General features: G+C 72.2%; 18 protein-coding genes, 1 tRNA gene and 4 pseudogenes. 11 read left to right on the top strand and 12 right to left on the bottom strand.

What is annotated here, in order from left to right; all coding sequences use genetic code 11:
* Positions 1–47: 47 nt before the first annotated feature.
* The gene (gene clpB, locus ABEB13_RS20640; protein ID WP_345706679.1) at positions 48–2,651 is read right to left on the bottom strand and encodes an ATP-dependent chaperone ClpB; all 2,604 of its coding nucleotides are present in this window, start codon (positions 2,649–2,651) and stop codon (positions 48–50) included.
* 121 nt (positions 2,652–2,772) lie between these two features.
* A pseudogene (locus ABEB13_RS20635) lies at positions 2,773–3,686 on the bottom strand (LysR family transcriptional regulator).
* Between the two features lie 70 nt (positions 3,687–3,756).
* On the opposite strand from ABEB13_RS20635, the gene ABEB13_RS20630 reads away from it, so the two are divergent.
* The 3 genes from ABEB13_RS20630 (at position 3,757) to ABEB13_RS20620 (ending at position 8,003) form a co-directional block, all read left to right on the top strand.
* Positions 3,757–4,860 carry an SLAC1 family transporter gene (locus tag ABEB13_RS20630; RefSeq protein ID WP_345706678.1) on the top strand — a complete coding sequence of 368 codons (1,104 nt, stop codon included), beginning with the start codon at positions 3,757–3,759 and terminating at the stop codon, positions 4,858–4,860.
* Positions 4,861–5,848: 988 nt separating this feature from the next.
* Positions 5,849–6,802, top strand: coding sequence for a LuxR C-terminal-related transcriptional regulator (locus ABEB13_RS20625; RefSeq protein WP_345706677.1), 954 nt, complete (start codon positions 5,849–5,851; stop codon positions 6,800–6,802).
* 235 nt (positions 6,803–7,037) lie between these two features.
* Positions 7,038–8,003, top strand: a complete 966-nt coding sequence (locus ABEB13_RS20620; protein ID WP_345706676.1) for a LuxR C-terminal-related transcriptional regulator — start codon at positions 7,038–7,040, stop codon at positions 8,001–8,003.
* Positions 8,004–8,010: 7 nt separating this feature from the next.
* On the opposite strand, the gene ABEB13_RS20615 is transcribed toward ABEB13_RS20620, so the two are convergent.
* From ABEB13_RS20615 to dnaK, 7 genes and pseudogenes are all read right to left on the bottom strand, one after another.
* Entirely contained in the window at positions 8,011–8,394 is a 384-nt protein-coding gene (locus ABEB13_RS20615; protein WP_345706675.1) for a hypothetical protein, read from the bottom strand.
* On the bottom strand, positions 8,316–8,630 hold the full coding sequence (locus tag ABEB13_RS20610; protein ID WP_345706674.1) for a hypothetical protein: 315 nt from the start codon (positions 8,628–8,630) through the stop codon (positions 8,316–8,318). The genes ABEB13_RS20615 and ABEB13_RS20610 overlap by 79 nt, the downstream gene beginning before the upstream one ends.
* 538 nt (positions 8,631–9,168) lie before the next feature.
* The gene (locus ABEB13_RS20605; protein WP_345706673.1) at positions 9,169–10,281 is read right to left on the bottom strand and encodes a helix-turn-helix domain-containing protein; all 1,113 of its coding nucleotides are present in this window, start codon (positions 10,279–10,281) and stop codon (positions 9,169–9,171) included.
* Positions 10,282–10,484: 203 nt separating this feature from the next.
* Positions 10,485–10,991 (bottom strand): heat shock protein transcriptional repressor HspR, encoded by a 507-nt coding sequence (locus tag ABEB13_RS20600; protein ID WP_345706672.1) that lies wholly within the window; start codon positions 10,989–10,991, stop codon positions 10,485–10,487.
* Between the two features lie 4 nt (positions 10,992–10,995).
* Positions 10,996–12,146, bottom strand: a pseudogene (gene dnaJ, locus ABEB13_RS20595) (molecular chaperone DnaJ).
* A gap of 89 nt (positions 12,147–12,235) precedes the next feature.
* The gene (gene grpE, locus ABEB13_RS20590; RefSeq protein WP_100889357.1) at positions 12,236–12,841 is read right to left on the bottom strand and encodes a nucleotide exchange factor GrpE; all 606 of its coding nucleotides are present in this window, start codon (positions 12,839–12,841) and stop codon (positions 12,236–12,238) included.
* Positions 12,838–14,682 (bottom strand): molecular chaperone DnaK, encoded by a 1,845-nt coding sequence (gene dnaK / locus ABEB13_RS20585; protein ID WP_100889358.1) that lies wholly within the window; start codon positions 14,680–14,682, stop codon positions 12,838–12,840. The genes grpE and dnaK overlap by 4 nt, the downstream gene beginning before the upstream one ends.
* 288 nt (positions 14,683–14,970) lie before the next feature.
* On the opposite strand from dnaK, the gene ABEB13_RS20580 reads away from it, so the two are divergent.
* Positions 14,971–17,187, top strand: a complete 2,217-nt coding sequence (locus ABEB13_RS20580) for a (Fe-S)-binding protein (protein WP_345706671.1) — start codon at positions 14,971–14,973, stop codon at positions 17,185–17,187.
* A 340-nt stretch (positions 17,188–17,527) separates the two neighbouring features.
* On the opposite strand, the gene ABEB13_RS20575 is transcribed toward ABEB13_RS20580, so the two are convergent.
* Positions 17,528–18,043, bottom strand: a complete 516-nt coding sequence (locus ABEB13_RS20575; protein ID WP_345710013.1) for a hypothetical protein — start codon at positions 18,041–18,043, stop codon at positions 17,528–17,530.
* 54 nt (positions 18,044–18,097) lie between these two features.
* Here ABEB13_RS20575 and ABEB13_RS20570 point away from each other — a divergent pair.
* The 6 genes and pseudogenes from ABEB13_RS20570 to ABEB13_RS20545 all read left to right on the top strand — a co-directional run.
* A pseudogene (locus tag ABEB13_RS20570) lies at positions 18,098–18,514 on the top strand (LamG domain-containing protein); the annotation flags it as partial.
* A 230-nt stretch (positions 18,515–18,744) separates the two neighbouring features.
* Positions 18,745–19,818: pseudogene (manB, locus tag ABEB13_RS20565) on the top strand (mannose-1-phosphate guanylyltransferase); the annotation flags it as partial.
* Between the two features lie 205 nt (positions 19,819–20,023).
* Positions 20,024–20,608 (top strand): hypothetical protein, encoded by a 585-nt coding sequence (locus tag ABEB13_RS20560; RefSeq protein WP_345706670.1) that lies wholly within the window; start codon positions 20,024–20,026, stop codon positions 20,606–20,608.
* Positions 20,563–21,039 carry a Yip1 family protein gene (locus ABEB13_RS20555; protein ID WP_345706669.1) on the top strand — a complete coding sequence of 159 codons (477 nt, stop codon included), beginning with the start codon at positions 20,563–20,565 and terminating at the stop codon, positions 21,037–21,039. Before ABEB13_RS20560 ends, ABEB13_RS20555 begins: the two co-directional genes overlap by 46 nt.
* Before the next feature lie 73 nt (positions 21,040–21,112).
* The gene (locus tag ABEB13_RS20550) at positions 21,113–22,003 is read left to right on the top strand and encodes an alanyl-tRNA editing protein (RefSeq protein WP_345706668.1); all 891 of its coding nucleotides are present in this window, start codon (positions 21,113–21,115) and stop codon (positions 22,001–22,003) included.
* Positions 22,004–22,303: 300 nt separating this feature from the next.
* Positions 22,304–22,810: an LppU/SCO3897 family protein gene (locus ABEB13_RS20545; protein WP_345706667.1), complete on the top strand. Its 507-nt coding sequence runs from the start codon at positions 22,304–22,306 to the stop codon at positions 22,808–22,810.
* A 106-nt stretch (positions 22,811–22,916) separates the two neighbouring features.
* On the opposite strand, the gene dcd is transcribed toward ABEB13_RS20545, so the two are convergent.
* On the bottom strand, positions 22,917–23,492 hold the full coding sequence (dcd, locus tag ABEB13_RS20540; RefSeq protein WP_100889364.1) for a dCTP deaminase: 576 nt from the start codon (positions 23,490–23,492) through the stop codon (positions 22,917–22,919).
* Positions 23,493–23,564: 72 nt separating this feature from the next.
* Entirely contained in the window at positions 23,565–23,786 is a 222-nt protein-coding gene (locus tag ABEB13_RS20535) for a hypothetical protein (protein ID WP_100889365.1), read from the bottom strand.
* A gap of 288 nt (positions 23,787–24,074) precedes the next feature.
* On the opposite strand from ABEB13_RS20535, the gene ABEB13_RS20530 reads away from it, so the two are divergent.
* A tRNA-Gly gene (locus tag ABEB13_RS20530) sits at positions 24,075–24,148 on the top strand.
* Positions 24,149–24,233: the final 85 nt, after the last annotated feature.

The following is a 24,233-nucleotide window of genomic DNA, read 5'->3' as shown; positions in this document are numbered from 1 at the left end:
CCGGCCGCAGGTCACCGCGGCCGGCCCGGCTCACCGCCCCGCCCGCCTCACTTCGCCAGGGACGTCCGCGGCCGGACGGACAGCCGGTCCGGCTCCTCGTCCCGGTCGACCACCACGGTGTCGCCGTCGCGCACCTGGCCGGAGAGGATCTCCTTGGCCAGCTGGTCGCCGATGGCGGACTGCACCAGGCGCCGCAGCGGCCGCGCCCCGTACGCCGGGTCGTAGCCGGTGAGGGCCAGCCAGTCGCGTGCGGCCGGGGTGACCTCCAGGCCGAGCCGGCGGTCGTGCAGCCGCTGGGCCAGCTTCGCCACCTGGAGGTCGACGATCCGGCCGAGCTCGGCGGTGCCGAGCGGGTCGAAGACCACGATGTCGTCCAGGCGGTTGAGGAACTCGGGCTTGAACGCCGAGCGGACGGTGTCCAGCACCAGCTGCTTCTTGCGCTCCTCCGGTGTCGCCGGGTCCACCAGGAACTGGCTGCCCAGGTTGGAGGTCAGGATCAGGATCGCGTTCCGGAAGTCGACCGTGCGGCCCTGCCCGTCCGTGAGCCTGCCGTCGTCCAGCACCTGGAGCAGCACGTCGAAGACCTCCGGGTGGGCCTTCTCCACCTCGTCCAGCAGCACCACGCTGTACGGGCGGCGCCGGACGGCCTCGGTGAGCTGCCCGCCCTCCTCGTAGCCGACGTACCCGGGCGGGGCGCCGACCAGGCGGGAGACGGAGTGCTTCTCGCCGTACTCGCTCATGTCGATGCGGACCATCGCCCGCTCGTCGTCGAAGAGGAAGTCCGCGAGGGCCTTGGCGAGTTCGGTCTTGCCGACACCGGTCGGGCCGAGGAACAGGAAGGAGCCGGTGGGGCGGTCCGGGTCGGCGATGCCGGAGCGGGTGCGGCGCACCGCGTCGGAGACCGCACGGACGGCCTCGGCCTGGCCGATCAGGCGGCGGCCGAGCTCGTCCTCCATCCGCAGCAGCTTGGCGCTCTCGCCCTCCATCAGCCGCCCGGCCGGGATGCCCGTCCAGGAGGCGACCACGTCGGCGACGTCGTCCGGGCCGACCTGCTCCTTGACCATGGTGGCGTTGGGCTCGTCGGCGGCGCGGTCCTGCGCCTCGGCGAGCTCCTGCTCGGCGGCCGGGATCTCGGCGTACATCAGCTTCGAGGCGCGCTCGAAGTCGCCGTCGCGCTGGGCGCGTTCGAGGGCGCCGCGCAGGTCGTCGAGGCGCTCCTTGAGCTCGCCGACCCGGTTGAGGGACTTCTTCTCCTGCTCCCAGCGGGCGTTGAGGGTGCTCAACTGCTCCTGCTTGTCGGCGAGATCGCGGCGCAGCCGGGAGAGCCGCTCGACCGAGGCCGGGTCGGACTCCTTCTCCAGAGCCAGCTCCTCCATCCGCAACCGGTCGACGACGCGCTGGAGTTCGTCGATCTCGACGGGCGAGGAGTCGATCTCCATGCGGAGCCGGGAGGCCGCTTCGTCGACCAGGTCGATCGCCTTGTCGGGCAGGAAGCGGGCGGTGATGTAGCGGTTGGAGAGGGTCGCGGCGGCGACCAGCGCGGCGTCGGTGATCTCCACCTTGTGGTGCGCCTCGTAGCGTCCCTTGAGGCCGCGCAGGATGGCGATGGTGTCCTCGACGCTCGGCTCGCCGACCATGACCTGCTGGAAGCGCCGCTCCAGGGCCGGGTCCTTCTCGATCCGCTCGCGGTACTCGTCCAGCGTGGTGGCGCCGACCATCCGGAGCTCGCCGCGGGCCAGCATCGGCTTGAGCATGTTTCCGGCGTCCATGGCGGAGTCGCCGCCGGCGCCCGCGCCGACCATGGTGTGCAGCTCGTCGATGAAGGTGACGACCTGGCCGTCGCTGGCCTTGATGTCGTTCAGGACGGCCTTCAGCCGCTCCTCGAACTCGCCGCGGAACTTGGCGCCGGCCACCATCGCGGAGAGGTCCAGGGCGACGAGGCGCTTGCCGCGCAGCGACTCCGGGACGTCGCCGGCCACGATGCGCTGGGCGAGGCCCTCGACGACGGCGGTCTTGCCGACGCCGGGCTCGCCGATCAGCACCGGGTTGTTCTTGGTGCGGCGGGACAGCACCTGGACGACCCGGCGGATCTCCTGGTCGCGGCCGATGACCGGGTCGAGCTTGCCGTCCCGGGCGGCCTGGGTGAGGTCGGTGCCGTACTTCTCCAGGGCCTTGTAGGTGCCCTCCGGGTCGGCGGAGGTCACCCGGGCGCTGCCGCGGACGTCCTTGAACGCGGCCAGCAGGGCCTTGGCGGTGGCACCCTGCTGCTTCAGCACGTCGGCGACGGCGCCGCCCTCGGCGGCGAGGCCGACCAGCAGGTGCTCGGTGGAGACGTGCGAGTCGTCGAGGTCCTCGGCGCGCCGGCCGGCCTCCTCCAGCACGGCCATGGTGTCCCGGGCCAGCTGCGGCGCGGCCACGGTCGAGCCCTGGGCGGCGGGCAGCGCGGCCTGCAGCCGGCCGGCCTCGGCGGTGATGCGGGCGGGGTCGGCGCCGACTGCCTCCAGCAGCGGGCGGGCGAGCCCTTCGGGCTGCTCCAGCAGGGCCAGCAGGATGTGCACCGGCTTGACGTCCGGGTTACCTGCGGCGCTGGCGCGGCGGATCGCGGCGGACAGGGCGTCCTGCGTCCTGCTGGTGAACTTGCTGGCGTCCACTGGTGGCGTGCTCCCTTCGCGGGGGGTCGATGTCTGCCAGGTACAGCATGCACTAAGTTGAGTCTATTCCGCTCAACTTTGACATCGTCCGGATCCGTCGAACAGAGGGCCCGCCCTCGGCTCACCCCCGGCGCTTCGGCTCCCGCGTCAGCCCCAGCAGCAGCCGGGCCGGGCCGGCCGGGCGGCGGCCGACCGGCCAGACCGCACGCAGCGGTCGCTGCAGGTCCAGGTCCGCCAGCGGCACCGCCACCAGCCGCCGGGTGGCCAGCTCCTCGACCACGGCCAGCTCCGACAGGCAGACCGGCCCGGCACCGGTCATCGCCGCCGCCTTGAGCGCCGTCGACGAGGCCAGCTCCAGCCGGGGCGCCGCCGTCCCGCCGTACGGGACCAGCGCCTGGTCGAGCACCTCGCGGGTGCCCGAGCCGGGCTCGCGCAGCACCAGCGGGGTCGCGGCCAGCTCGGCGCCGGTCAGCGGGGCGCGGCGGCGTGCCCAGGGGTGGTCGGGGGCGACCACGACCACCAGCCGGTCCGCGGCCACCACCGCGCCGGAGAGCCCCGGCGGGTGCCGCTGCCCTCCACGAAACCCAGGTCGGCGTCGCCCGCGAGGACGTGCGCCGCCACGTCGGAGGAGTTCGCCGTCCGCAGCGTCACCGCGGTGTCCGGGCTCGCCCGGTGCAGGGCGAGCAGCCAGCCCGGCATCAGGTACTCGGCCACGGTGAGGCTGGCCACCACCACGAGCCGGGCGTCCCGGCGGCCGCGCAGCGCGTCGATCCCGGCGTCCAGGGCCTGGGCCGCCTCGACGACGCTGCGCGCCCACTCGACGACCAGCCGGCCCGCCTCGGTGGGGCGTGAACCCCGTGGGGAGCGCTCCAGCACGGCAACGCCGATCTGCCGCTCCATGCCGCGGATCCGGGCGCTGGCCGCCGGCTGGCTGATGCCCAGTTCGGCGGCGGCCCGGCCGACACTGCCCAGTCGTGCCACCGCCAGCAGCAGCTCCAGGGCGCCGATGTCCGGGACCCGCGAGGAGAGAGGCATACAGGCAGGTTATGCCCTCATAGGTCGCGGGCCGCTACCGGCTCCGGACGGCGGCGGCGACCGTGGTGCCATGGCCACCCTCACCGCGCTCCTCCCGTCCGTACGCCCCGCGCGCCCCGGGCGGCTCCGGCCGGATCCCGGCCGGCTCGGCCCGAACTGGTACGCCGCGGTGATGGGCACCGCGATCGTCGCCAACGGCGCCGCGGCGCTGCCGCTCCAGGTGCCCGGTCGGCTCGCGTTCGCCACGGCGGCCTGGGTGCTCGCGGCCGCCGCGCTGGTGGCGCTGGCCACGGCGCGCGGCCTCCGGGGGCTGCGGCACCGCCCGGCCGCGCGGGCCGGGCTCGACGACCCGGCCGCCGCGGTCTTCTTCGGCTGCCCGCCGATGGCCCTGCTCGCGGTGGGGTACGCCACGCTCGCCGTCGGCGACCGGGTGATCGGCCGCGGCCCGGCGGCCGCCGTCGACCTGGCGCTGTGGACGGTCGGCACGCTGTACGCGGTGGCGGTCGCCGCCGGCGTCCCGTACCTGATGATCACCCGCCACACGGCGGCGGCCCGGCGGGCCGACCCGACCTGGCTGCTGCCGGTGGTGGCGCCGATGGTCGCCGCCTCGACCGGGCCGGCCCTGCTGCCGCACCTGCCGGCGGCCTGGCAGCCGGTGCTGCTGTACGGCTGCGGCGCCCTCTTCGGGGCGAGCCTGCTGGCGGTGCTGGCCATGCTGCCGGTCGTGCTCACCGGGCTGGTGCAGGGCGGGGTCCTGGCTCCGGTGCTCACCCCGACGCTGTTCCTGGTGCTGGGGCCGCTGGGGCAGTCCACCACCGCGGCCGGCGCGATCGCCGACGGGGCGAAGGCCACCGCAGTGGCGCCGGCCGGCCCGGTCGCCGCCCTCGCGGTGCTGTACGGGGTGGCGGTGACGGGCTTCGCGCTGCTCTGGCTGCTGGTGGCCTGCGCCGCCAATGTGCGGGCGCTGCGGGCCGGCATGCCGTTCGCGATGACCTGGTGGGCGTTCACCTTCCCGGTCGGCACGCTGGTCACCGGTGCCGCCTCGCTGGCCCGGCACACCGGCCTCGGCGTGTTCACCGGCCTGGCGGCCGGGCTGTACCTGCTGCTGCTGGGGGCCTGGTCGGCGGCCGCGACGGGTACCGTCCGCGGTGTTCTGGCCGGGCGTCTGCCCTAGCCGGAGCGGGTTTCGGGTCGCTGGTGCGAGGAGTCCCGGCGCGGGCGTCCGGCCGGGATTGTTTGACGTGCTTCGGTCAATGATGGAAAAGGTCGGGGAAACGCGGCGCGGCCGGGATTCCGCAGGGTCGGCGAGCACATCCGGAACGCCCCGGTCGGAATCGGCCCCTTCGCTTCGCGGACGTCCTGATCCGGTGGGCCGGCGGCCTCCGGAGGCCGCCGCGAAAATACGCCGGACCGAGCTGCGGAAACCGGAATTCCGGGCCGGTCGCGGCGGCCGCGGCGGCGGCTGCCCACGTGCGCGTTCCGCCTGCCCGGGCTGCGACGGTGCTGGTCGGGTACGGAGTGGCGGCCCGGCCGGGGCGTGCGCCCGTGCGGGCGGCGTGTCCGCACGGGCCCGCGTGAGGGTATTTCCGAAAGGGGGGATTTATCTGTGGAGATTCGGCGAGCACCGAATGAACGTTTGGTAGGCCTTCCGCTTCGGCGCCCCGCCCGACAGGCTCGCAACCGGAGATTTCCGCTCCGCGCGGCGGGCCGGGGACTGCACGTTCCTGCACTTGCGGAAACCTGCAGCCGATCGCCACTTGTGACACGGCCGTCACGCTGTGAGGGTGGAACCACGCCAGGCCGTCCCGGGCAACCGCAGCCCGATGACGGTGACTTGCTCTTCAGCGGGTGGCGGTGCGTCCGCACTGCCACCGCGGGGGAAGAGCGCCGGCCGGGACGCCATGTGTGGTGATGGCCCCCGATACCGGAGCCGGCGAGGCGTTGCTGCTCCGCCTCGCTGGAATTCACCATCGGTCTCGGCGTGACATGACGGGTCTCCCGGGCCTGGCGCGCATCTGCGCACCGGCTCGGGAGACGCGTCCCGTTTCCGGGCACCGCCCGTGCCGCCGCCCGGGCCTGCTGCGATCATGATCTGATCGAGCGGCAATCGGCAGGGAGTGCGGGACTTGGCTGCGGACCCACGGACCGGACCGGGCGCAGCCATGCCCGACGACGAGGCCAGCCGCCTCTACCTCGACATCCTCGGCCAGGGCGGCCGGATCCCGCTCGACGGCCTTCCGCCCGAACAGCAGGCCGCGGTCGAGCTCCTGGTCGACCTGGGCCTGCTCATGCCCAACCCGCTGGACGGCTGGTTCACCGCCGTCAGCCCGCGCGCCGTCGCCGAACGGTTCAGCGCCGAGATGCGGGCCGAGGCCACCCGGCTGCTCCTGCGGGCCGAGGGACTGCCCCACGAACTCGACGCCCTCACCCGGGCCTACGAGGCGCTGCCCCGGCGGTCCGACCGGCCGGGCGAAGCCACCTACGTCGACGGCAACGAGGCGATCAGGCACCGGATCGCCCAGCTGGTCTCCGAGTGCGAACGGGAGATCCTCACCACCCAGCCCGGACCGCGCAGCCCGTCCGGTCTCGAACTCGCCCGCACCCAGGACAAGCTGCTCCTCAAGCGGGGCGGCACCCTGCGCAGCATCTACCAGCCCGTCACCCTCCGCGAACCGGAGACCGTCGGCTACGCGTCCGCCATCACCGCGCACGGCGGGGCCATCCGGGTGCTCGACGAGCCGTTCCAGCGGATGATCCTCATCGACCGGTCGGTCGCGGTCGTCCCGGTCACCACCGGGGACACGAACCGGGCCGCGTTCGTCACCGACCCGGCGACGCTCTCCTTCCTGGTGGCGGGCTTCGAGCGCGACTGGGCCCGCTCCGACGTCGTGCCGTGGCAGGAGATGGCCGCCCCCACCGCCCCCGCCGCGACCGCCACCGCCGCCGACCGGGTGGGCCGGCTGCTCGCCGCCGGTCTCACCCAGCGGGCCGTGGCCACCCGGCTGGGCCTCAGCGAACGGACGGTGGCCGGCCACATCTCCCGGCTGCGGGAGCGGTACGGGGCGCAGACCCTCTTCCAGCTCGGCTGGCTGATGCGGGGAGGGCGGCGTGGCTGAAGTTCCGCCGGCGGGGGCGTGACGTTTTCGGCTGTGGAGCGCTCTAGTACAGGGGAGGTGGAATGTCCTGGCAGGGCCGACGGCGGGGCGCGGGAGCGCTTCCACGGCGGGCGGGCCCGGCAGCGGCGCCACGGCCCGGGCCGGTGGTCGGGCGCGTCGCGCGGCCGCGGTACGACGCGGGGACACTGGGGCAACTGGGCTGGTCGATGCGGGGTGAGCACGAGTGAGCGAGCAGGTGCCTGACGCACTGCCGACGGCGGACGAGCGCGCGGTCTACCGGGCCGTTCTGGAGGCGGGCGGTCGCGTCCTGTTCCGGGACGTGGCGCAGGCCGACCTGCCCGCGGTGCTGCGCCTGGTGGAGCTCGGCCTGCTGATCCATCAGACCGAGGACGCCTCGCTGACGGCGGTGAACCCGCGGACGGTGAGCGAGCGGCTCAGCGCGGACCTGCGGTCCGTCGGCACCCGGATGCTCCTGCGGGCCGAGGAGGTGCCGACCGAGCTGGACGAACTGGCGGCGGCGTACGACGCCACGGCGCCGAGGTCCGGCCAGGGGAGCGAAGTCCAGCTCATCCACGATTTCGGGCGGATCCGGCACCGCATCCTGCAGATCGAGGCCGACACCCGCGAGGAGGGCCTCGCCGCGCAGCCCGGCGGCGCCCGGCCGGCCGACCATCTGGCCGGGGCGCTGGAGCGCACCCGGCGCTTCCTGGAGCGCGGTGCCACGCTCCGGACGATCTATCACCCCGGCGCCCGCACGGACGAGGCCACGGTGGCCAACGCCAGGATCGTGACCGCCTGGGGAGGCCGGTTCCGGGTGCTGGCGGAGCCGTTCACCCGGATGCTGGTCTTCGACCGCAGGATCGCGGTGATCCCGGCGGCCGCGGACAACTCCACGGCGGCGGTCGTGGAGGACCCTGCGGTGGTGGCGTTCCTGGTCGGGGTCTTCGAGCGGGACTGGGAGCGGGCGGAGCGCGTGCAGTGGGCGACCGTCCACCAGGACGGCGAGGGTCTTCCGGTGCACGAGCAGGTCGGCAGACTGCTGGCGCAGGGGCTGACCCAGCGGACGGTCGCGAGCCGGCTCGGGCTGAGCGAGCGGACGGTGGCCGGACACATTGCGCGGCTGCGCGAGCTGTACGACGCCGAGACGCTCTTCCAGCTGGGCTGGCAGATGCGCGGCAGTGCTGCCGGGAACGGACACTGACGACCGGTCAGCCGGTGGCGATCTCCGGCGACCAGTAGCCGAACGAGTCGCCCTTGGACTGGCGGGGCACCGGGAACTGCTCGCCGGGCGCCGTCCAGAAGCCCTCGCGGAGCGAGAGGGCCATGCCGGCCCAGTCCAGGGCGGTCTCCACAGTGTGCTGGAGGGCGTCCTGCGACCAGGTGTCGTCGAAGACCAGCGGCAGTACCGGCGCGACCTGCTCGATCGTCGCGATCAACGGGTTGTGCGTGATCGCCTCGTCGACCAGCAGCACGATCGGCTTGCGCAGGGCGGAGGCCCAGCCGAGCTCCAGGCTCACGCCGGCCGACAGCGGCGCGCCGACGTAGGCGAAGACCAGGTCCGAGGTCTGCAGGGCCCGGAAGTCGGACGGCACGCGCGGCTCGGGGCCCGGCCGGCCACCGTCCAGGCGTCGCTGTGGTGGGCGCTGTACACGGCGGCGCCGCTGCGCAGCAGCGTGGAGCGCAGGGTGGTGAGCCGGGTGCGGCTGGCCAGCGTGACGACGCTGTCGGCCGGGCCGGTCAGCCGCATCAGCGGCGCGGCCAGGAAGACCCGTGCGCGGCGCCCCTCGGGGGTCTGGGCGGTGCGATGGCGCAGGTAGGGCTCACTCATGACAACTCCGGGGATTGGCCGCTGGCTGGTGTGATGTCCGGCGAGCGATGGTGTCCGGTTCGCCCCGCGCAGGCACCGAGGCGACGACCGCTGTGGTGATCGGGTCCGGCGTTGTGGTGAGTGCTGCTCGACGCCGATGTGGTGCGATCGTGTTGATCGTCCAACGCACGCACCCGATGCGTCCACCGGCACGCGGTGTCATTTGGCTGCCTGGCATCGAGATGACAGACCGGAAGAGGCAGAAGCCGCAGATAGCGGCATGGACATATCACCGGTCACGGTGTGGCGCGTACGAAGCGGATGGCCGCCCTGAACGAGCGTTCTGGCGGGGCACGTGACACATCGGCACTCTATGGGTCATCATATGGTCGGATTGGATGCGGACATCGTCGCGGGGGTCGATGCTCGCAATGACTTTTTTGTCCTGAAAGGAGTGATGTCGTGCTGAAGGCTCGTCGTGTCGTCGTCTCTGCGCTCCTCCTGGGCATCGTGATGCTCTTTGGATCCGGCCCGGCGATCGCGGATGACTCCCACTGGCTCACTGCCAGTGCTGCGGTAAACCTCTCTCTGGATGACAGTCACTGGTAGGCGTCTCCGGGGAATCGAGCGGAAGGGTCGATGCATCCAGGTGCATCGGCCCTTCGGCATTCTGCGCCAATTTCCAGCCGAGCTGGAAAAGCGTCTCGACCTCGTACTCCTCCCGCAGTTCGGCAATGTGTCGGGCAAGAGTGCGCTCGCTCAGGCCCAGCCGGCGCGCAATCGTCCGGTGCCCGACCCCCTGGAGCATCAGCCGGATGATCTGGCGCCGCATGCTCGAAACCACCGCCCGGGGGATCTCGTGGACGCCGGTAAAGGGGATGGCGCGCTCCCACTGGCTGTCGAACACGCCCACGATGTAGCTGAGAACGGCCTCGTCGCGGATGAACGCCGCGCTGTCCCGGTTCTCCTCGCCGCCCACCGTGACCACCGCGACCTCGCGGTCCAGCACGATGAGCTTGTGGAACGCCTCGTCGAGGGTGCGCACCTGGCAGCCCTCCTGCGTCACCTCGCGGACGTATTCGATGGTGGGATTCGAGTACCGGGCGCTCGGCTGGTAAATGGTGCGGATCGTGCCGCCGCGTTGGACGAATTTCATGTCCCGGTCGATCGCGATTTTCAGCGCATCGACCCCGCGGCCCCCACCCGGCTGCGCGGTCAGCATTTCCTTCGTGCAGCCCTCGAGAAGGGTCGCCACGAGCTGGTTGATGTTTCCCCGGCCCTGGACGTATTCGATGGCCCCGCCTTTTTCGGGACCGGTGGTGTGGGCCTGGTACTCCGGGCCCAGATTGTGCAGTGCGGTGTTCAGTGCTATCGATCGCAGTAGCAGATCCGCTGCGCGTGCCTGAAGGTCACCGGAAAGGGATTCCGCCAGCTGGCGCGGGTCCTTGATGGCGAACGTTCCGGGCGGGCCCACCTCCGGGGTGAGCAGCCCGAGCGCCAGCAGCTCCTGGAGCGCGTCGCCGCCCGGGGCCGCCTCGGCGGCGTCGTCGGTGAGGTCGCGCGCGGTGTGGTCGGCCAGCCGGCCGCCGGTGCGCAGCGCGTGCAGGTAGAGCGCCCTGGCTCCGGGGGAGAGGGCGCTGCCCTCCCCGCCGGACTTCCGCTCACTGCTCATCTGCGGCTCCCTCGCCCCCGGACCGGCCCTCGACGGAGTCTCTCCGTCTTGGCGGAATCCTAGGGGCCGGATGCGACGATTCCGAGAGGCGTTCCGACTGTCGGTCGGGAGACCCCTCGGCGAGTAGCCTCTCACCGTCCCCCGTCCGCCGGCACCCCCGGACGGAGGGAGCCGATGGACGGCCCCGGGCCGGCGCCGTGGGGTCAGCGCCTGGGGCGCCAGACGACCAGCGCGCTGGACTGCTGCACCTGCTGGTACGGCACGAGGTCGCGTCGGTAGGAGGCGTGCACGGCGGCCTCGCGCTGCTGGAGGGCGGCGGCCGCGCCGTCGAGCGCGTCGGCCAGCTCGGCGACCCGGGACTGGAGGGCGGCGACCTGGTTCTCCAGCTCGATGATGCGCTTGATCCCGGCGAGGTTGATGCCCTCGTCCTGGGAGAGGCGCTGCACCTCGCGCAGCTGCTGGATGTCCCGCGAGGAGTAGCGGCGGCCGCGTCCGGCGGTGCGGTCGGGGCAGACCAGACCGAGCCGGTCGTACTGGCGCAGGGTCTGCGGGTGCAGCCCGGAGAGCTCGGCGGCGACCGAGATCACGTAGACCGGGGTGTCCTCGGTCAGCTGGTACGGGTTGGCGCGCGCGGCGGCCGGCCGGCGGGGGACACCGCCGGGGAGGCCTTCGCCCAGACCCGGGCCGATCGGGCTGTCGGGGGTCGTCATCTGGTCACGCTCCCTCCGCCGCCTGGAAGAGGGCGGCTCGCGGGTCGTCCGAGGCGGTGGCCTCGCGGTACTGCTCCAGTGCGCTCAGCGCGTCGCCGGTGACGTGCTTGGGAACGACGACCTCCACGGTGACCAGCAGGTCGCCGCGGGTGCCGTCCTTGCGGGTGGCGCCCTTGCCGCGGGCCCGTAGGGTCAGGCCGTTGGCGCTGCCGGGCGGCAGCTTGAGCTTCACCGAGGGGCCGTTGAGGGTGGGCACCTCGATGGTGCCGCCCAGCGCCGCTTCGGGGAAGGTGACCGGCACGGTCACCGTGAGGTTGTCGGCCTTGCGGCCGAAGACGGGGTGGTCGTCGACGTGCACCGAGACGTAGAGGTCGCCGGGCTGCCCGCCGCGCTCGCCCTGGGCGCCCTTGCCCTTGAGCCGGATCCGCTGGCCGTCCTGGACCCCGGCCGGGATCCGGACCTGCATGGTGCGGGCGGAGGAGGCGCGGCCGCTGCCGTGGCAGACGGTGCACGGGTCGTCGACGAGCATGCCGCGGCCCTTGCAGTCGCGGCACGGCTCGGAGAGCGCGAAGGCGCCCTGGCCGCGGCTGACGGTGCCGGCGCCGACGCAGGTCGGGCAGACCCGCGGCGTGGTGCCGGACTTGGCGCCGGTGCCGGCACAGGTGCGGCACGGGGCCTGGCTGGTCATCCGCAGCGGCACGGTCGCGCCGTCGACGGCCTCGACGAAGCTCAGCGTGACCTCGGTCTCGACGTCGGCGCCGCGGCGCGGCTGGGGCTGCCGGCCGCCGCGGTTGAACAGGCCGCCGAACACGTCGCCGAGGCCGCCGCTCCCCCGCCGGTCTGGCTGCCGGAGAACAGGTCGCCGAAGTCGAAGTTGTAGGCGCCCCCGTTGGGGCCGCCGGAACGGAAGCCCCCGGTCCCGAAGAGGCTGCGGGCCTCGTCGTACTCCTTGCGGCGCTTCTCGTCGGAGAGGACGTCGTACGCCTCGGAGATGTCCTTGAACCGCTCCTCGGCCTTGGCGTCACCCTTGTTGGCGTCCGGGTGGAACTCCCGGGCCAGCTTGCGGTAGGTCTTCTTGATCTCGGCCGCGGTGGCGTCCTTCGGCACGCCGAGGACCTTGTAGTAGTCCTTCTCCACGTAGTCCTTGGTGCTCATGGCTGCCGCCACCTCCCGAAATGTGTCCACACGGCGCTGCGGAGTCGTACCCGACGTTGTCGGTGCACGACTCCGCAGCGCACAGATTGTCAGCTGTCAGCCGTGCCGTCACCCTTGTCGGACTCCGCGTTGTCGGCGGCGTCCGGGGCGGACGTGGTCTGGGTGCCCGGCTGGGGCTCCGCGACGGACACCATCGCCGGGCGGATGATCCGCTCGCCGATGCGGTAACCCGGCTGGAGGATCTGCACACAGGTGTCCTCGGTGACGTCCGAGGAGTAGCTGTGCATCAGCGCCTCGTGCAGCGTCGGGTCGAAGGGCTCGCCCTCCTTGCCGAACTGCTGGAGGCCCAGCTTGGCGACGACCGTCTCGAGGTTGTCCGAGACGGACTTGAAGCCGCCGGTCACCTCGCCGTGGTCACGGGCCCGGCCGATGTCGTCCAGGACGGGGATCAGCGCCTCCAGGATGTTGGAGACGGCGATCTCACGGACGGTCAGGCGGTCCCGCTCGACCCGCTTGCGGTAGTTCTGGTACTCGGCCTGGAGCCGCTGCAGATCCGCGGTGCGCTCGCTCGCCTCGCGCTTGGCGGCAGCCAGCTCCTCGGCGCCGGAGCCGGCAACGGCCTCCTCGGCCGCCTTGAGGACGGCCTCCTCGGCGGAGTCGTCGCCGGGCTCGCCGCCCTGCGGCTTCTCCGTCATGCGGCACCGCCCTTGGGCTTCTCGTCGTCGATGATCTCGGCGTCGACGACGTCGTCCTCCTTGGCGCCGGCGCTCTCGCCGGCACCGGCCGCACCCGCGCCCGCGGCGTCGGCCTGCGCGTACAGCGCGGCGCCGAGCTTCTGGGCGGTGGTGGAGACCTTCTCGGTGGCCTCGCGGATCGCGGCGATGTCCTCGCCCTTCAGGGCCTCCTTGAGCTCGCCGATCGCGGTCTCGACCTCGGTCTTGACGTCGGCGGGGAGCTTGTCGGAGTTGTCCGCGATGAACTTCTCGGTCGAGTAGACGAGCTGCTCGCCCTGGTTGCGGGTCTCCACGGCCTCGCGGCGCTTGTGGTCCTCCTCCGCGTACTGCTCGGCCTCGCGGCGCATGCGGTCGACCTCGTCCTTCGGCAGCGAGGAGCCGCCGGTGACGGTCATCCGCTGCTCCTTGCCGGTGCCGAGGTCCTTCGCGCCGACGTGCATGATGCCGTTGGCGTCGATGTCGAAGGTGACCTCGATCTGGGGCAGGCCGCGCGGGGCCGGCGGGAGACCGGTCAGCTCGAACATGCCGAGCTTCTTGTTGTACGCCGCGATCTCGCGCTCGCCCTGGTAGACCTGGATCTGCACGGACGGCTGGTTGTCCTCGGCCGTGGTGAAGATCTCGGAGCGCTTGGTCGGGATCGTGGTGTTGCGCTCGATGAGCTTGGTCATGATGCCGCCCTTGGTCTCGATGCCGAGGGACAGCGGGGTGACGTCGAGCAGCAGGACGTCCTTGACCTCGCCCTTGAGGACACCGGCCTGCAGGGCGGCGCCGATGGCGACGACCTCGTCCGGGTTGACGCCCTTGTTGGCGTCCTGGCCGCCGGTCAGCTCCTTGACGAGCTCGGCGACGGCGGGCATGCGGGTCGAGCCGCCGACCAGGACCACGTGGTCGATCTCGGACAGCGCGATGCCGGCGTCCTTGATGACGTTGTGGAACGGGTGCTTGCAGCGGTCCAGGAGGTCCGCGGTGAGCTGCTGGAACTGGGCGCGCGAGAGCTTCTCGTCCAGGTGCAGCGGGCCCTCGGCGGAGGCCGTGATGTAGGGCAGGTTGATCGAGGTCTCGGAGGACGAGGACAGCTCGATCTTGGCCTTCTCGGCCGCCTCGCGGAGGCGCTGGAGGGCCATCTTGTCCTTGGACAGGTCGACGCCGTGGCCGGCCTGGAAGACCTTCACCAGGTGGTCGACGACGCGCTGGTCCCAGTCGTCGCCGCCGAGGTGGTTGTCGCCGTTGGTCGCCTTCACCTCGACGACGCCGTCGCCGATCTCCAGCAGCGAGACGTCGAAGGTGCCGCCACCGAGGTCGAAGACCAGGATGGTCTGGTCGTCCTTGTCGAGGCCGTAGGCCAGGGCGGCGGCGGTCGGCTCGTTGACGATGCGCAGGACGTTGAGGCCCGCGATCTCACCGGCCTCCTTCGTCGCCTGGCGCTCGGAGTCGTTGAAGTACGCCGGAACGGTGATGACGGCGTCGGTGACCGTCTCGCCCAGGTACGACTCGGCGTCCCGCTTGAGCTTCTGCAGGATGAAGGCCGAGATCTGCTGGGGGTTGAAGTCCTTGCCGTCCAGGTTGATCTTCCAGTCGGTGCCCATGTGGCGCTTGACCGACCGGATCGTCCTGTCGACGTTGGTGACGGCCTGGCGCTTGGCCACCTCGCCCACCAGGACTTCGCCGTTCTTGGCGAAGGCGACGACGGACGGCGTGGTCCGAGCGCCCTCGGCGTTGGTGATGACCGTGGGCTCACCGCCCTCAAGAACGCTGACGACAGAGTTCGTCGTACCGAGGTCGATGCCGACCGCGCGTGCCATCGTAAATACCTCCACGAGAAGTTGAGTGTTACGGGCTCAAGCATGCATGACCGATCGTGGACCGTCAACAGCCATGAGTCCGTGTCGCTCAACTTTGCTGCGCGCATGTCGTGCCACGGCCGGTGCGGCCGAAGGGGTGAGTATGGGCATAGTGACTCCCGCCATACCTTGAGCATCTTCATGTCCGGTGCTACGGAGCGGTAATGTCCGGCGCGTCGGCTCAGTAAGTTACTGACCGGTACACTCGGGGAGACCCACCTCGAACCAGCCGCTGGAGACGGAGAGCCGATGCAGCTAGCAGCGATCGTCATCTCGCTGGTCACGACTGTGATCGGCACCGCGCTCGCCGCCCGTGCGGCCGCGTACATCTACAAGGTGGTGACGACCGGCCAGCCGGACGCCACCCGCACCGGGCAGCCCGCACAGCGGGTCAAGACCGTCGCGGTCGAGTTCCTCGGCCACACCAGGATGAACCGGTGGGGCGTCGTCGGCGTCGCGCACTGGTTCGTCGCGGTCGGCTTCTTCTCGCTCGTGCTGACCCTGGTCAACGCCTTCGGCCAGCTCTTCGACGCCGAGTTCGTGCTGCCGGTGATCGGCGACTGGCTGCCGTTCGAGGTCTTCACCGAGCTCATCGGCACCCTGACCACGCTGGGCATCCTCACCCTGATCGTGATCCGGCTGCTCAGCCTGCCCTCGCGCTCCGGCCGCAAGTCCCGCTTTGCCGGCTCGATCGCCTGGCAGGCCTTCTACGTCGAGTACACCATCCTCGGCATCGGCCTGTGCATCATGATCCTGCGCGGCCTGGAGGGCGCCCTCCAGGGCGTCGACTCGTACGACCCGGCTTACCTGATCTCGTACCCGCTGGTCGCCGCCTTCTCCGGCCTGGCCCACGGCACCCTGGTCAACCTGGTCTACGTCTTCGCGATGCTGAAGATCTGCATCTCGTTCGCGTGGGCGATCACCATCGGCGTCAACCCGTCGATGGGCGTGGCCTGGCACCGCTTCCTCGCCTTCTTCAACATCTTCTTCAAGCGCGAGGAGGACGGCGGCACCGCGCTCGGCGCCCTGCGCCCGATGACCAGCGGCGGCGCCCCGATCGACTTCGAGGACCCGGCCGACGACGCCGTCTTCGGCGCCTCCCAGGTCGAGCACTTCTCCTGGAAGGGCATCCTCGACTTCTCCACCTGCACCGAGTGCGGCCGCTGCCAGTCGCAGTGCCCCGCCTGGAACACCGGCAAGCCGCTCTCGCCGAAGCTGCTCATCATGAGCCTGCGCGAGCACGCCTTCGCCAAGGCCCCGTACCTGCTCGCCGGTGGCGGCAAGGACATGGAGGGCGAGGAGAAGGCCACCGCCGAGCAGCTCGCCGGCGTGCCCGCCGCGGCCCTCGCCGAGGCCGAGCGCCCGCTGATCGGCACCGCCGACGAGGGCGGCGTCATCGACCCGGACGTGCTGTGGTCCTGCACCACCTGCGGCGCCTGCGTCGAGCAGTGCCCGGTCGACATCGAGCACATCGACCACATCGTCGACATGCGCCGCTACCAGGTCATGATCGAGAGCTCCTTCCCGACCGAGGCCGGGACGATGCTCAAGAACCTGGAGAACAAGGGCAACCCGTGGGGCATGGCCACCAAGGCCCGCCTCGACTGGGTCAAGGAGCTCAAGAAGGAGACCGGCATCGAGGTGCCGGTGATCGGGGAGGACATCGACCCCGCCGAGGTCGAGTACCTCTACTGGGTCGGCTGCGCCGGTGCCCTGGAGGACCGTGCGAAGAAGACCACCAAGGCCTTCGCCGAGCTGCTGCACACCGCCGGCGTGCAGTTCGCCATCCTCGGCAAGGAGGAGTCCTGCACCGGTGACTCCGCCCGCCGCCTGGGCAACGAGTTCCTGTTCCAGATGCTCGGCGCGCAGAACGTCGAGACGCTGAACACCGCGCTGGAGGACGCCCCGGTCAAGCGGATCGTGGCCACCTGCCCGCACTGCTTCAACACCATCGCCAACGAGTACCCGCAGCTGGGCGGCCACTTCGAGGTCATCCACCACACCCAGCTGCTGCAGCACCTCATCGACGAGGGCAAGCTCGTCCCGGTCAACCCGGTCGAGGGCCTGATCACCTACCACGACCCCTGCTACCTGGGCCGCCACAACAAGGTCTACAGCCCGCCGCGCGAGATCATGGACAAGGTCCCCGGTCTGCGCCAGCAGGAGATGCACCGCCACAAGGAGCGCGGCTTCTGCTGCGGCGCCGGTGGCGCGCGGATGTGGATGGAGGAGCGGATCGGCAAGCGCATCAACAACGAGCGCGTGGACGAGGCGCTGTCCCTCAACCCGGACATCGTCTCCACCGCCTGCCCGTTCTGCCTGGTCATGCTCTCCGACTCGGTCAACGGCAAGAAGAACGAGGGCGCGGCCAAGGAGCACCTGAAGGTCGTCGACGTGGCCCAGCTGCTGCTCGACTCCGTGAAGGCGCAGCCGGTCGAGCCCGAGCCGGAGACCGTCCAGGCCTGACCCCGGCCCGCTCGGCGGGAGGACCGCGCCGGCCCCGTACGCCCCTCGGCGGACGGGGCCGGCGGCGTTCGTGCGCGGGCCCTCGCACCGCCGTCCCGCAGCCGAACGCCTGCGCGGGTGGTTCCCCCGCATGGCCTAGCATGGCGGCCCATGAGCGATGGCGGGGGCATGGCGCACAACGGGGGAGTCCGGCCGGGCCGGGCTTCCCCGGCGGACCGGGGCAGCCGGGCGGTCGTCCGGCCGGACCCGACGCCCGGGGAGGATTCCCCGGCGGGCCGGGGTGGCAGGGCGGGCATCCCGGCGGGACGGGGGCGCTGTTCCCGCCGCCGCCGATGACCGGTCAGGGCCCGGCGCCCGCGGCGACGCCCGACTGGGCCGCGCTGGCCGAGGCCAACGACCTGCGGCACCGGCGCGGACAGCGGCTGAAGATCGCCGGTGCGGTGGTCGGCGTGCTCGCCGTCGGCGGGATCCTCGCCACCGCCCTGGCGCTGCGCCCCGACCCGCCGGGGCCGCCCGCGCCGACGGCCGCGACCGGCCCGGCCGGCCCCGCGACCTCCGCAGCGGCACCGTCGGCCGCCGGCTCGCCCTCCGCGGCGGCCACCGCCCCCGGGACGGCCGCACCGAGCGCGTCCGGCACCGTCTCCGCCGGACCGTCCGCCGGGTCCGGGCCCGCCCGCCTCGACGACGTCCGCGGCGGCCACCCCGCCGCACCCGCAGGCTCGGCCGTCATCGGCCCCACCGAGGGCCACGACGGGCCGACGCTCGTCCTGCACGGCGACGGCGGCTCGTACGCGGCGACCGCCGGCCCGGTCGTCGACACCTCCCGCAGCTTCACCGTCTCCGCGATGGTCCGCAACAACGCCCCCACCGGGGGCGTGCGGTCGTCACCCAGGGCTCCGGCAGCTACTACTCGTTCTACCTGGGCCGGGACTACTGGGGCACCCACAACCAGTGGGTCTTCAAGGTGCAGACCGCCGCGGGCGGCGAGGACAACACGACCTACCAGGCCTTCTCCACCGGCCAGGCCACCACCGGGCAGTGGACCCTGCTCACCGGCGTGTACGACGCCTCCACCCGCAGGATCCAGCTGTACGTGGACGGCACCCTCGCGCAGACCACCGCCGTCAAGGGCATCTGGCAGACCTCCGGGCCGCTGGAGTTCGGCCGCACCCGCTACAAGGGCGCCTGGAGCGATTTCTGGGACGGTGCGATCGCCGACGTCCAGGTCTGGAACCAGGCCCTCCCGGCCGCCCGGGTGTCACAGCTCCGGAACAGTCGGGGCGCCTCAGCCGGCACCGCTCCGGCCGCGGGCTGGCTGCTGCCCTGAGCCCCACCGGGGGCGGCCTGCGGCGCTGCCGCCATCGTGGCGAAGCCACAACCGCAGGTCGCCGGGACGGGCCCGCTTCGGGAGGAAATACAGTAGGCGCTGGAACCGCGGCCCGCGGGTCTGCTGGGGAACGGCCGGAGCCGTCCGGGAGCCAGCCGCAAGCGTTGCACGAGACAACCCGGCTGCCGTCGCAGGCCGCCCGGACCGGACCTAGGGGAGAAGCTCACACCATGACCGAAGCGATCATGCTGGTCGGTGGCAAGGGCACCCGGCTGCGCCCTCTGACCACCCACACCCCCAAGCCGATGCTGCCGGTCGCCGGCGTGCCGTTCATCGCGCACCAGCTGGCGCGGGCGGCCGCAGCCGGCGTCACCAGGGTCGTGCTGGCCACCTCGTACCTGGCCGAGGTCTTCGAGGACCACTTCAAGGACGGCAGCCCGTACGGGATCGAGCTGGTCTACCTCACCGAGAAGGAGCCGCTCGGCACCGGCGGGGCGATCCGCAACGCCGCCTCCGGCCTGACCTGCGGCCCGGACGAGCCGGTCCTGATCTTCAACGGCGACATCCTCTCCGGCCTCGACATCGCCGCCCTGCGGGACGGCCACGTCGCCGCCGGCGCCGACGTCACCCTGCACCTCACCCGGGTGGAGGACCCGCGGGCCTTCGGCCTGGTGCCCACCGACGAGCACGGCCGGGTGCTGGAGTTCCTGGAGAAGCCGGAGACTCCCGAGCAGATCGTCACGGATCAGATCAACGCGGGCTGCTACGTCTTCACCCGTTCGGTCATCGACCGCATCCCGGCCGGACGCGAGGTGTCCGTCGAGCGCGAGACCTTCCCCGAGCTGCTCGCCACCGGCGCCCTGCTGCGCGGCGTCGTCGACACCTCGTACTGGCTGGACCTCGGCACCCCGGGCGCGTTCGTCCGCGGCTCCGCCGACCTGGTGCTCGGCAAGGTCGACTCCCCGGCCGTCCCCGGGCCGACCGGTGAGGCCCTGCTGCTGCCGGGCGCCCAGGTCGACCCGGGCGCCGTGCTCAGCAACGGCACCGTGGTCTCCGAGGACGCCGAGATCGAGGCCGGCGCCATCGTCGAGGGCAGCGTGGTGCTCCCCGGCGCGGTCATCGGCGCCGACGCGTACGTGAAGGACTCCATCGTCGGCGCGTACGCGGTGATCGGTGCGCGCTGCGCGCTGGACGGCGCGGTCATCGGCGACGGCGCGACCGTCGAGTCCGACAACGAGCTGCCGAGCGGCCTGCGGATCGCCTGCGGCACCCTGCTGCCGGTCGGGGCCGTCCGCACCAGCGCCGGCCCGGGCGGCTGCCCGGCCGGCGAGAGCGCCGCGGTCGCCGTGCACGGTCCCAAGGTCGGCGCCCAGCGCTGACCCTCCCCGGACCTCCCGCCCGCCCCGCAGACCCAGGTCACGGGGCGGGCGCGGTCGTCACAGGACGGCTGCAATCGCCCGCCGGCCCCTTGATCAACCGACGCCCGGTCAGCGCCAGCGGGTACCGTCGATGCGTGGCTGGCAATCGATACGACAACGGGCAGGGCGCCGACCCCCGACAGGGCTGGTCCGCACCCGCAGGGCCGCCGCCGCGGCAGCAGCCCGATGGCGGGCCCACGGGGGCCCCGAGTACTTCACCGCGCCCTACGAGGCGTATCCCGGGCAGCACGCCCCGGGCGGTCCGGCGCAGGCCCGGCAGGACGGCTACGGCGACCCGCAGGGCCGGCCGTACGGCTCCGGTCCGCAGGGTGCCGTGCCGCCGGGCTCCGGTCCGTACGGCGACGAGCCCTACCCCGGCGACCAGCCGGGGCACACCCGGGCCTTCAGCATCGGCGAGGACCCGTACGCCGGGTACGGCACGCCCAGCGGCACCGGGCAGGACGGCTACGGGCAGGACGGCTACGGCCGGGCCCCCTACGGCGACGCCGACGACAACGTGGCCGTCTACCGGGCCGGCGGCCAGGTCGCCCCCGGGTGGCCGGGCCGCGCCCCGACTGGAAGGAGCTGCTCGCCGGCATCTACCGCCGGCCGGCCCGCACCTTCGACCGGATGCGCGACCACCAGGCCTGGCTGCCGGCGGTCGTCGTCTCGCTGATCTACGGCGTGCTGGCGGTGCTCGGCATGGGCTCCACCCACGACGACATCGTCGACTCCACCTTCTCGACCGCGGCCTGGTCGCTGGTCGCCGCGGGGATCGGCTTCACGCTGGCCGGCGCGGTGCTCGGCGGGGTCACCCACGGGCTGGCCCGCCAGCTCGGCGGCGACGGCCCCTGGCAGTCCACGGTGTGCCTGGCGATGCTGATCGGCTGGACGAGCGACGTGCCGCGGCTGCTGCTCGCCCTGTTCCTGCCCACCGGGAACGTGGTGGTGCAGGTCGTCGGCTGGGCGACCTGGCTGGTCTGCGCCGTCCTGCTGACCACCATGGTCCGCCGGGTGCACGACCTGCCCTGGGGCAAGGCGGCCGGCGCCGCCGCGCTGCAGCTGCTGGCCCTGCTGGTGCTGATCAAGCTGCCGACGCTGAGCTGAGGCCCGGCGCCGGGCCCCGGGTAGGGTGGACGGTCTGTCCTCATCTGCCCCACGCAGTGTCCGGAGCACCCTCATGACCCTCTCCACCACCCACGTCAGCTTTCCGTCCGGCGCGCTGACCGGCGAGTCGCCGGTGGTCGCCGTCCACCCGCTGGACGGCGGCCGGTTCGCCGTCGTCACGGAGGCGACGCCGTTCCACCCGCTCGACCACACCTGGCCCGACCAGCCGGCCGACCTCGGCACCCTGACGGTCGGAGGCGTCGCGCACCCCGTGGTGGACTGCCTGACCGGCGCCGTCGGGCCGGACGGCGCCGGCCTGCAGGTGGGCGCCGACATCCCGGTGCGGCGCGGTGACGAGGCGTGGGCGTGGCTGGTCCTGCACGTCGTCGAGCAGGAGCCCGCCGGGGCCGTCGGCGCGGTCGCCTCGCTGGCGGTGGACGCCGACCGCAGGGCCCGGCTCTCCGCCGCCCACAGCGGCTGCCACCTGCTGGCCCTCGCCCTCAACGCCGCGCTGGCCCCGCGCTGGCGCAAGGACCCGGGCCGGGCGGACGCCTTCGGCAACCCGGACTTCGACAGTCTCGCCATGGCGTCGTCGGTGATGGACACCGAGGCCAGCACCGACACCTACCGGCTGGGCAAGTCGCTGCGGAAGAAGGGCTTCTCCACCGAGGCCGCCGAGGGGCTGCCGGCGCTCGCGGACGCCCTGGGCGCCCTCACCGAGATGATCAACGCCCAGCTCGCGGCCTGGGTCGCGGCCGACGCGCCCGTGCACATCGAGGTCCCCGGGCCGGAACTGACCGCGCGTCGCCGCTGGCACTGCGAGCTGCCGGTCGGCACCGCCGAGATCTTCTGCGGTGGCACCCACCTCCACCACCTGGGGGAGCTCGCCGAACTGCGGACCGAGCTGACGCTGTCCGAGGACGGCAGCGAACTCGTCGCCGTCACCCGGCCCAAGCGCGCCTGACCGCCCCTCACCGCCCTTCACCGCTCTGACCGCCCCTCACCGCCCCGACCGCCCTGCGCCGGTGCCGGTGGGGGCGGTCACGGTGGGGGCGTCACGGTGGAGCTGCTCGTCGACTTCTGCGGAAGTCATAGAAGGGCAAAAACGAGTGCGAGTGGGCGAAAGTTCCCCTTTCGCTCAGTCCTATGCGTTGCAAGTTCATAACGCAGTGTGGTTATGCGGCATTTGTTCGATCGGTGGCGGTGGGCTGTCGATAGCGTTCGGGTCACCGTTCAGGTTTCCTGCTCACCGTCGAGGACCACCATGACCACCCCTCAGCCGCCCCAGGGCCAGCCGGGCACCTTCGGCCCCGCCGACGGGTTCGGCCAGCCCGCACCCGGCTACGGCCAGCCGGCCGGCCAGGTGCCGGGCCAGTACCCCGGCCAGATGCCCGGCCCGGTCCCCGGCGGCTACGCCCAGACCGTTCTCGCGCCGAAGAAGAGCCGCGGGAAGAAGATCATCATCGGCCTGGTCACCGTCGTCGTGGTGATCGGCATCAAGGTCGGCATCGGCTTCGCGATCGGCTACGCCGCCGCGGACAAGCCCGTGCACGCCAAGGCCGGCCAGTGCGTCCACGTGACCGGCACCGACACCAACCCGAAGGTCGACACCGTCGACTGCGGCAGCGCCGACGCCAACTACACCGTGGTGTCGGTCGTCGACAACTCCTTCGACACCCACGCCTGCGACAACGTCGACCAGGCCACCGCGAGCCTCGCGCAGCAGCTGCTCAGCGACAAGTTCGTGCTCTGCCTCGCGGAGAAGAAGTAACGGCCCACCGTACGGCCGGTGCCCCCGGTCCGGCGGACGGCGCTCGCACGACAGACGGAGCGGGCCCCCGATCACCGATCGGGGGCCCGCTCCGTCCGCGCCGGGATCAGACCTCGGTGCGGTGGAAGTTCAGGAAGGAGCGCGACGGCGTCGGGCCGCGCTGGCCCTGGTAGCGCGAGCCGTACCGGGCGGAGCCGTACGGGTGCTCGGCCGGCGAGGACAGCCGGAACAGGCACAGCTGCCCGATCTTCATCCCCGGGTACAGCTTGATCGGCAGGGTGGCGACGTTCGACAGCTCCAGCGTCACGTGCCCGCTGAAGCCGGGGTCGATGAAGCCCGCCGTGGAGTGCGTGAGCAGGCCCAGCCGGCCCAGGCTCGACTTGCCCTCCAGTCGCGATGCCACATCGTCCGGCAGGGTGATCACCTCGAACGTCGAGGCGAGCACGAACTCGCCCGGGTGCAGGATGAACGCCTCGTCGCCGGCCGGCTCGACCAGCCGGGTCAGGTCCGGCTGCTCCTCGGAGGGGTCGATGTGCGGGTAGCGGTGGTTCTCGAACACCCGGAAGAAGCGATCCAGCCGGACGTCGATGCTGGAGGGCTGGACCATCACGGGGTCGAAGGGGTCGATGACCACCCGGCCCTTGTCGATCTCGGCCCGGATGTCCTTGTCAGAGAGCAGCACGGGGTCGAGGGTACGTGGCAACGGCGGCCCCGGACGAATCCGCCCGGGGCCGCCGCCGTACCGTGCCCGGCCTCAGGCCAGGAACTCCACGGCCTCCAGCCGCATCGCGCGCGCCAGTTGCGCACCGGACAGCTCACCCACGTCGGCCGGCACCGAGCTGCGCAGCCGTCCGCACTGCGGACAGCGGATCAGCCGCCCCGGCCCCAGCCGGCCGGCGCCGAGATTCTGCATCGGGAACGTGGTGGTGCTGAACAGGTGCCCTTCGGCACAACGAACGACGGTGCGCTGCTCCATCGATCCCCTTCCCAAAACTCCCCGTACTCCCCGTCCGCCTCCCGCCCTGGCGTCTCGACCGCAGTCGGCGCCCCGGGCGACAGCGTCACATTAGGGGATCTTCCGGACATCCATCACGGCGGCTCGCCGCCCCGAACGCCGGGAACGGGCCACACAGTACGCCCCTCGGGCAGCCCTCCGCACCGACCCCGCGACAGGCCCGGCGGCGCGTCCGCACCGGGCCCCGCATCCACCGGAGGATGGGGTACAGTGGTGATCGATCGAGCGGTCGCTGACGGCTCGTCACATGCGGGCGTAGTTTAATGGTAGAACATGAGCTTCCCAAGCTTATAGCGCGAGTTCGATTCTCGTCGCCCGCTCCACCGAGAAACCCCAGGTCAACGACCTGGGGTTTCTGCTGTGTCTAGACCTCTTCCGCCCGCCTCTGCTCCTGTCCTCGCCCCGCGT

The sequence above is a fragment of the Kitasatospora paranensis genome, assembly GCF_039544005.1.
GTDB lineage: Bacteria > Actinomycetota > Actinomycetes > Streptomycetales > Streptomycetaceae > Kitasatospora > Kitasatospora paranensis.
Note: the sequence above shows the minus strand (reverse complement) of the source record. Positions and strands in the feature narration are given on the sequence as shown.